The 8,504-nt window shown below is 67.1% G+C and carries 9 protein-coding genes; 4 read left to right on the forward strand and 5 right to left on the reverse strand.

The window, feature by feature from the left end; translation table 11 throughout:
- The 3 genes from Q0112_RS12830 to Q0112_RS12840 all read right to left on the reverse strand — a co-directional run.
- The coding region (locus tag Q0112_RS12830) for an alpha/beta hydrolase (protein ID WP_297975895.1) at positions 1–2,338 on the reverse strand (2,338 nt) is incomplete at its 3' end.
- Between the two features lie 64 nt (positions 2,339–2,402).
- Positions 2,403–2,609 carry a hypothetical protein gene (locus tag Q0112_RS12835; RefSeq protein WP_297975897.1) on the reverse strand — a complete coding sequence of 69 codons (207 nt, stop codon included), beginning with the start codon at positions 2,607–2,609 and terminating at the stop codon, positions 2,403–2,405.
- Positions 2,609–3,982, reverse strand: coding sequence for a porin (locus Q0112_RS12840; RefSeq protein WP_297975898.1), 1,374 nt, complete (start codon positions 3,980–3,982; stop codon positions 2,609–2,611). The genes Q0112_RS12835 and Q0112_RS12840 overlap by 1 nt, the downstream gene beginning before the upstream one ends.
- Before the next feature lie 261 nt (positions 3,983–4,243).
- Between Q0112_RS12840 and Q0112_RS12845 the strand changes: the two genes are divergently transcribed.
- Complete coding sequence (locus Q0112_RS12845; protein WP_297975899.1) at positions 4,244–5,239, forward strand: alpha/beta hydrolase; 996 nt, start codon at positions 4,244–4,246, stop codon at positions 5,237–5,239.
- Positions 5,229–5,837 (forward strand): hypothetical protein, encoded by a 609-nt coding sequence (locus Q0112_RS12850; protein WP_297975900.1) that lies wholly within the window; start codon positions 5,229–5,231, stop codon positions 5,835–5,837. The genes Q0112_RS12845 and Q0112_RS12850 overlap by 11 nt, the downstream gene beginning before the upstream one ends.
- 21 nt (positions 5,838–5,858) lie before the next feature.
- Here the strand turns inward: Q0112_RS12850 and Q0112_RS12855 are convergent, their stop codons facing one another.
- Both Q0112_RS12855 and Q0112_RS12860 read right to left on the reverse strand, forming a co-directional pair.
- On the reverse strand, positions 5,859–6,218 hold the full coding sequence (locus Q0112_RS12855; protein WP_297975902.1) for a hypothetical protein: 360 nt from the start codon (positions 6,216–6,218) through the stop codon (positions 5,859–5,861).
- A 125-nt stretch (positions 6,219–6,343) separates the two neighbouring features.
- Positions 6,344–6,862: a MaoC family dehydratase gene (locus Q0112_RS12860; protein ID WP_297975904.1), complete on the reverse strand. Its 519-nt coding sequence runs from the start codon at positions 6,860–6,862 to the stop codon at positions 6,344–6,346.
- A gap of 221 nt (positions 6,863–7,083) precedes the next feature.
- Between Q0112_RS12860 and Q0112_RS12865 the strand changes: the two genes are divergently transcribed.
- Together Q0112_RS12865 and Q0112_RS12870 are read left to right on the forward strand one after the other, a co-directional pair.
- On the forward strand, positions 7,084–7,737 hold the full coding sequence (locus tag Q0112_RS12865) for a 3-oxoacid CoA-transferase subunit A (RefSeq protein ID WP_297975906.1): 654 nt from the start codon (positions 7,084–7,086) through the stop codon (positions 7,735–7,737).
- On the forward strand, positions 7,734–8,429 hold the full coding sequence (locus tag Q0112_RS12870) for a 3-oxoacid CoA-transferase subunit B (protein WP_297975908.1): 696 nt from the start codon (positions 7,734–7,736) through the stop codon (positions 8,427–8,429). The genes Q0112_RS12865 and Q0112_RS12870 overlap by 4 nt, the downstream gene beginning before the upstream one ends.
- Positions 8,430–8,504: the final 75 nt, after the last annotated feature.

Consider the following 8,504-nt stretch of genomic DNA (forward strand, 5'->3'; position numbering starts at 1 on the left):
TGTGGATGAAGTGGCCGACGCCCGGATAGATCTTGGCCGCCACCGGATTGCCGGCTTCGGCCATGCTGCGCATGAAGGGCGTGATCACCTGGTTGGCCATGTCGTCGAGCCCGTTCAGGCTGGTGGAGGGAATGAACGGCTCCTGCGCCCCGAAGGCGAGGAACATCGGCGCCTTGATCTGCGGCAGCCGGCTCAGCAGCGGGCTCTCGTTGGTGTCGTCGTTCTCGCTGCAGATCGTCCAGATGTCGTAGATGAACCAGGTCACCCACTGCTCCAGTTCGGCCGGATTACCCGAGATCATCGCCACCCGCTGGTCGGTATGCAGGCGCGCATACTCGGTGTCGTTCTTGAAGTAGCCGAAGAAGCTCGGGCTGACCGCCCCCGTCACCGGGTCGCGCTCCTTGAAGTGGAAGAAGTCGCGCACGCTCTGCTCGTCGCGGTTCATCTCCGACTCGAGCGCCCCGGTCGGCCCCCAGGCCGCCTCCCAGGCCGCGAAGTCGTGGGTGATCGCCGGGTCGCAGATCGCCAGCGTCTGCCCGTCGAGCTCGGTGGTCTTGGGGAAGATCTCGAGCCCGGCCGGCGCCTCGAGGATCAGGCCCTTGACCGCCTCGGGATACTTCAGCGCGTAGCCGAGCACGAACTGCCCGCCGAGCGAATGGCCGAGATAGTAGGCCTCGTTGATGCCGAGCTGATCCACGATCACGCCGTGGAAGGCCGAGCGCATGTCCTCGAAGTCCCGCGCGAAGGACTTGCCGAGGTTGCCCGGCCCCGACAACCCGGCGTGGGGCATGTCGAGGGCGACGACCCGGTAGCCCTGCTCGACGGCGAACTTGATCAGGTAGCCGTAATGCGAGGCGAAGGCGCCCTTGCCGTGCACGATCACGAGGGTCTCGGGGTCCTCGATGCCATCGCAGACCACGTCGAAATAGCCGATCTGCCATTCCACCCCGTTCTCGTCCGTGACGTTGGTGAACTTGGGCGGGAACGGATGGGTCATGTTGTCGAGCCAGAATGACGTCTCCGGATCGGGGTGCATATTCACCCGCGGGGAGGTGTAGCCCGGCGCGTCGCAGACCTTTCCGTCGGTCGGAAGGATGCCGATGTCGTGGAGGAAGGTCTCCACCATCGGGTCGTCCTTCATCCGGTTGAGCGAGCTGAAGGTGGCGTAGTGCGCGATCGGGCTCCATTCGGTGGCGAGCTGCGCTCCCGGAATGAGCGCCACGCTCTCGCGCGCCTTGTCGATCGGCAGCCACATGTCGTTCTCGATGTGGATGACGAGGACACGCGGCTCGTAGCCGGGGAGCAGATCGTTGATATTGTGCGTCTCGCCCACCTCGACGCGATATTTCAGATCCACCGCGTCGAACATCTCGCCGAGGGCGGCCACGGAGTCGCCGAAACCTTCCTCCGGCGGGGTCCACGCGAAGATGTTGGGCTTGACCGCATCCCAGCCTTGCGACTGCCGATACGCGAGATCGTAGCCGGTGAGGGTCAGCACCGACCAGTGGAAGGCCGGTCCCTGCCTCGGATGCTGCTCCCGCGGCAGGTCGTAATAGTCGCCGCCCGTCTCGATCCAGACAGGGTCGGACTCGAGCGCGGCCTTGGCGTTCTGGAAGGTCCAGGCCGCGATCGGCGAGGTGCCGTCCGTTGCGGTCGAGCCGCCGATCGGCATGACGGCGTCGACGAAGTCGGGATGCATCAGCCCCCACATGTACGACTGCGTCGCACCCATCGAGACGCCGGTGGCGAGGACGACGTGGCCGATGTTGAGATGATCGGCGAGCAGCCGGTAGTTGGCCTGCACCATGTCGTAGTAGCTGTAGCTCGGGAACTTCACCCCCAGCCCGTCGGACGGCTTGGAGGCGCCCCACAGCCCGAGCGCATCGGTCATCACGATGTAGAAGCGGTCGGTGTCGAACAGCAGCCCCGGGCCGATCAGCGCGCCGCCGGAGAACTCGTTGCCGCCCTGGCCCTCGAACCAGTTGAAATACATGCTGGTCGCGTCGCCGGAGTAGTAGCTCGAGATGACGATGGCGTTGTTGATCTTGCCGTCTTCGCCGGTCTGCGGCGTGCCGACGGCGATGTAGGACGACTTCATCGGCCCGGCGCCGAGGCTCTCGAGCGTGACCCCGTCCGCCCCGCCGTTGGCCCAGGCGTCCGGCGTGTCGAGATCGTAGGTCCCGCCAATGCGGAAATCCGGGATCTCGACGGTCTGCTTGAGGTTGTCGAGGTCCGCCACTGCCGAGCGCGCCGTGATCGGCTCCCGATCCTGCGCCGCGAGGACGCCCGGAAGCGAGAGCAGCGCCGCCACGGCGACGAGCCTGATGACCTTCAGCATATCGATCCTCCCCTTCGGCGAGCCGATAGTCCCGCTCAATCCCAACGTGAATGTCGCGCGCCGTTCACGCGCCGGCGCCGACTTCCGCCTCCACTTCCGGATTCTCCGGCCATGCCTTCGGCCCGACCAGCACGAAGTCGCCGGTCGGGCCGGAAAAGACTCCCGGCCGCGGCTGCATCTCGTTCGCGCCCATTTGCGGCGGATCGACGCCCTCGATGCCGGAGCAGCCCGCCACCAGTCCCAGGAGACAGATCACCGGCCGGAGACGCATCAGAACCGCACCATCGCGCCCAGTTGGAACAACGTCATGTCGTTCACGTCGGTGTCGGCGATTTCCGGGTTCGTCTGGTAGATCGCCGCGTAGAGCTCGGTTCCGAACGGATCGAGGTTCTGCGAGAAGCCGATGCCGTAGAGCGCGGAACTGTCATCGTCCGAGATGTAGTTGTCGTACTTGCCGTAGGTCAGCGCCACGGCGGTCCGGCCGATCTCCCAGGGATTCCATGCATAGGCGACCTTGCCGAACCAGGACGACGGGTTCTGTCCATTGCTCGGCTGGTCGAAGTCCTTCTCGGCGGCGGCGGCGGTGAAGCTGAGGCCGTTGTACCAGTTCTCCCCCGTCAGCAGCATCGAGGCCGACCCGCTCCAGCCGTCGAAGCCGTCATCGCTCGCGTCGGTCCACCAGGCGACGCCGGCCGCGACGCGCATCCACGAGGTCTCGCCGGCGTAGCGCAACGCCACGTCGTAGCGGTCCTCGGTGGCGGCCGAGGCCGAGAGCTGGAAGCCGGCGAAGACCGGCGAGTTGTAGCGCACCCGGACAAGTCGGCTGAGCCCGTCGAGCGGGTCCATCAGGTTGCCGATGCTCACGAAGTTGGAGGCATTCTCGGGATCGAAGCCATCGACGCTCGGGTCGACGCCGGGCTTCAGCACATAGTCGAACGGGCTGTCGCTGTCGGTCACGAGCATGCCGTAGAAGGCGTACGGCTCCGACGCCCATGCCGGCGTGGTGATGCCGGAAATGTCGATCTCATTCGTGCCGTCCGAGGCCATCCAGCCCTGACCGATGAAGAACGACCCCCAATTGTTGTTGCTGAATCCCACCTCGAGCAGGCGCAGGTTCAACTCGTCGTTGATGTTGAAGCTCTGGCTGAGCTGGCTGACGTCGATCGAGCCGTTGGCGGGCCATTCGAACTCGAAGAGGGTAAGCGCCTGCGTGTCGTTGTACGGCGAGGTCTCGCCGAGGAAGCGGAAACGCGAGGAGGCGTTCTCGTTGTCGACCTGGTAGAGGTCGGTGGAGATGCCGTCGTTGACGACGTTCAGCGCCCGGTTAATCTGTCCCGAGAAGGTGAGGCGAACCTTGTCGTTGCCCGTCGCGAGCGCACCCGTGGTTCGCCCCTCCGGCAGGGTGGCGTAGAACGGGTGGCCCGCGACGCCCGGGCTGGGCGGCGTCTGGATCGACGGCTGCAGCGCGACGGGAACTCCGGTCGTTTCCCCGACCACCTCCTGCTGCGCGAGGGCCTGCTGCCGCGGCGCCGGCGCCGCGGCCTGGGCCGCCTTCAGCTCCTGCACCTCGGCGGCGAGGGCGGCGATCTGTCGTTCCAGTGCGGCGATACGGTCGGCATCCTGGGCGCTCGCGGCTCCCGGCAACAGGCCCACCAGCAACGCGACGCTGCACGGACCAGCAAGAAGCAGGCGCCAGAAGCGCCGTTCGGCTGAACACATAGCACCCTCCAGTTCTGACTTCCCCCGTGCCGGGGACTGCGGTGCAACCCCCGGTCGAATCACGCTAGTCTGGCTTTGCGAGTCGATTCAACTATTCTTCGCATGCCGCCTGCGGCATTGATGGAGATCAATGTGGGGTAGCGCGGCCCGAGAAAGATTGCGGCGGAATCGCGAGGGGATCAGGCAATGTCGGAGGCGCTGGTCGGCCGCCACACGGTCCGCTTCACGCTCGACGGGCCGCGCGACGCGCCCGTGTTCGCCTTCGTTAACGGCCTGACCCAATACTCGAGCCTCTGGGAGTCCTATTCGCAGCATCTTGTCGGCGCCGGCTTCCGGGTCCTCCGCTTCGACATGCTCGGCCAGGGACAATCGGACAAGCCCGCGCTCGGGGTGCGGTTCGAGGACCACTGGCGCACGCTGGAGGGGATTCTCGACCACCTCGGCGTGGAGGCGGCGCACGTCGCCGGCATCTCCTATGGCGGCACGGTCGCGGTGCAGTTCGCCTGCGAGCGGCCCGAGCGCTGCGCGAGCCTCACCGCGATGAGCTGCTTCGCGGAGATGCCGCCGCAGCTCTACCTGATGGGCTGCGGCCTTTTCGAAGCCCTGGTCGAAGTGGGGCTGCCGTCGCTGCAGCGATGGCTCATGCCGATGAACATGAGCGACGAATGGCTCGCGGCAAACAGGGACGCGATGCCCGAGATGATGCGGCGCGGCTACGCGATCAACGACCTCTACGCGCTGCAGAACCTTATGGAATCGGTCAACGACTTCGAGCCCATCACCGACCGGCTGCCCCGCATCACCTGCCCGACCCTGATTCTCAACGGCGAGTATGACTTCTTCACGCCGCGCAAATGCCACGAGGTCCTGCGCAAGGGAATCAGGCGCTCGCGTCTCGTGATCGTCCAGCACGCCTATCACGCCTACACGCTCGAACATCCGGCGGTGACCATGCGGCTGATCCGGTCCTTCCTCGATCACGTCCGGGCAGGCACCTGGCCCGGCGACCAGTCGGTCTGGATCGCGGCCGACGACCCGTCCGCTCCGGAACCCTGGTTCCCCTGCACGGGCGACCACATGCGCGCCATCCCGATGCCGGCCAGCACCGCGCCGCGCGGAAATCCCGCGACCCCCGCCCCCCGCCGCGCGCCACGCGCGAGGAAAGCCGGCCATGCATCTTGAGCAGTACGACCGCATCCGCGCCGCCATCGCCGCGCGCGGCCTGACGCCCGAGATGGAGACCCGGATCGCGCTCTTCGTCGGCGCGAGCAAGGCAGTCAACCTGCCGTTCCTCTGGCTCGCGGGCATGGCACCCGCGACTTCGGTCGCCTGGCAGGCCATCAACACCCAGCTCTTCCGCGAATCGGAGGCGCTGACGCTGCTCCTGCGCGTCACTCGCTGGACGCCCGACCCGATGGTCTACGTGCTGAGCAGCCAGCTGACCGCGCCCCTCTACGCGGAATCCCTCCGCCTCGGGTGGAGCGACGGCGCAGCCCAGGGCGAGGGCATCGGGCTCGCGGCCCTCGCCTTCGGCCACGCGCTGCTCGCGACCGTCCGCCTCGCCCCGATCATTCCCGCCGAGGAGGTTCCGGCCAATCCTTTCGCGGTCGCGCTCCTGCGCATCGAGCAAGAGAACGGCCGGCTCCTGCAGACCCAGATCCGGCTGCTGAAGGACGGCTTTGCCGGCATGAGCCTTTCCGACCGGGAGAGCGCGATCGCGGAGAAGGCCGCCCTCGTCGAAGCCACCTTCTCCAGCTTTCTCGACTCGCTCGCCGCCTGACGGCGATCGGCACCCATTCGACTACCGGAGGTCGACCGCGACGTCCGGATAGTCGGACACCGGATGCGACGGCCCTTCCCAGCCATACGCCCCGTACCCGAAGGGATGCGCCCGCCAGTGCGTCGCGACCGCGCTCTCCGCCTCGCCCCGGAGGCCGGAGGCACGGCACTCGAACGCCAGCGGCGGTGACCGCGAGCCCAGGTTCGGGACCACAAGGCGGGCCGGCGTCGCGAGCCGCGCCGAATACAGCTCCGAAGAGACGTCGCATTGGGCGGCGATGACCTCGCGGCGCCGACCCGCCGCATCGACGACGAAGGCCCGGACCACGACATCCGCCTCGCTCGGCGTCGGGACATCGGGATCAACCACCACTTGTCGCACGACGTGTGCCGCGCCCGAACAGCCGGCGAGGGCCAAGACGAGGCCGAAAGCCCACGCCTTTCCGGCACATGCGCCCGGACCCGCCGCCCGTCCTCGCATCTCCTCCGCGATGCCCGCTGCGCGCTTCAGGCCCCCTGGGTCTCCGGTTCCATCGGCACATATTCGAAGAGGACCACGGCCCGCCCCTCGACGACGGTCTTCCCGTCCTGGTTGATGCAGTCGGTGCGCAGCGTGAGGATCGGCTTGGTCTCCTTGATGGCAAGGACCTCCACGACCGCGGTGATGGTGTCTCCTATGAAGACCGGGGCGCGGAATTCCAGCGTCTGGCTCAGGTAGATCGTGCCAGGTCCCGGAAAGATCGTCCCGAGGACGGTGGAGATGTAGCCGGTGACGAGCATCCCGTGCGCGATACGCTTCTTGAACATGCCCCTCGAGGCATAGATCTCGTCGAAATGGTACGGGTTGACGTCCCCCGTTGCCCCGGAGAACAGCGCGACGTCCGCCTCGGTCACGGTGCGCCGGTAGGTGGCCGTGTCTCCCACTTCGATGAGGTTGCCGGATTTCATCTGCTGATCGAACGTCGACCGCCGCCGTTCCGGAACCCTGATGACAGGCTTTCCGTCGATGATCTCGACTCGTGTCATGTCGTTTTCCTTGCGTTGCGGACACCGGAACGCCAACAATACCCGAGAATTCGGCTGCGAAGCACTCTGCCCTGGCCCTCTGGGCACGGCGTTGAGGCAGATCAAGGCCGGTCGATGCGACGCTCGGCAAATTGCGGTGGATGGCCGGGCGACACGGCAGGCGGACTCGCGACGGCCCGCTCTCCGGCGCCCGTTTCGAGCCGGAAGGGAGGGGACGTCGGGTGAAGACGGCGATCAAGCAGGAGGCAGCTGCGGCGTTGATCCCCGAAGGGGCGACGATACTCGTGGGCGGCTTCATGGGTGTCGGCTCGCCGCACCGCATCATCGAGGCGATCCTCGCGCGGGGGACGCGCGGTTTGACCGTTATCTCCAACGACCTCTGTACGCCCGAGCGTGGCGTGGGCAAGCTCGTGGTGTCGGGACAGGTGACCCGCGCCGTGGTTTCGCACATCGGCCGCAATCCGGTCGCGCAGCAGCGGATGCTGGCGGGCGAGCTCGAGGTCGAGCTGGTGCCCCAGGGCACTCTGGTCGAGCGCATCCGCGCGGGCGGCGTGGGGCTCGGCGGCGTCCTCACCGCGACCGGCATCGGCACGCTCGTCGAGGAAGGCAAGCAGTCGATCGAGATCGACGGTCGCCGCTTTCTCGTCGAAAGGCCGATCAAGGGCGATTTCGCGCTGATCGCATGCCATCACGCGGACTACGCCGGGAACCTTGCCTACGTTCTTACGGCGCACAATTTCAATCCCGTCATGGCGCTCGCGGCCGAAGTCGTCATCGCCGAGCCCGAACACATCGTGCCCATCGGAATGATCTCGCCCGATGCGGTCAAGACGCCGGGCGTCCTCGTCGACTACCTGCTGGAGAGGGCCGCATGATGACGGCAGCGGATCACCCGGCGGCGCTCGATCCGAAGGAGATCATTGCGCGCCGCATCTCGCGCGAGATACGTGCGGGGATGCTGGTCAACCTCGGGATCGGACTGCCGACCCTGGTCGCGAACCACCTGCCGGCCGGTGCCAACGTGTATTTCCAGTCCGAGAACGGCGTGATCGGCCTCGGGGCGCGCCCACCGGACGGCATGCAGGAGGCATCCCTCACCGACGCGGGCGGTGCCTTCGCCAGCGCGGTGCCGGGCGCTGCCTCCATGGACAGCGCCATGAGCTTCGGCCTGATCCGCGGCGGGCATCTGGACATGACCGTGCTCGGCGGACTGGAGGTCGACGAGCGGGGCTACCTCGCCAACTGGATGGTGCCGGGCAAGATGGTGCCGGGCATGGGTGGCGCCATGGACCTCGTAGCCGGCGCCAAGCGGGTGATCGTCGCGATGTTCCACACCGCCAAGGGCGCGCCGAAGATCGTGCCGGAGTGCACCCTGCCGCTGACCGGCGCGCGCCGGGTGGACCTCGTCGTCACCGAGATGGCGGTGATCGAGCCGACCGCCGAAGGCCTCGTCCTGCGCGAGCGCGCGCCCGGGGTGACCGTGGATGCGATCCGGGCCGCCACCAGCGCCCGGCTCGTCGTCGCGGCCGAGGTTCCGGAGATGGACCTCGCTGCGGCGGCGCGATAGCAGCCTGCTCTCGGTCCACCCCGAAGGACGCCGTTTGCCGGCAATCCCCAGCCGGCAGACGGTGTGAAGATCTGG

Origin of the sequence: uncultured Amaricoccus sp., assembly GCF_937858865.1 — a bacterium.
Taxonomy (GTDB): domain Bacteria; phylum Pseudomonadota; class Alphaproteobacteria; order Rhodobacterales; family Rhodobacteraceae; genus Amaricoccus.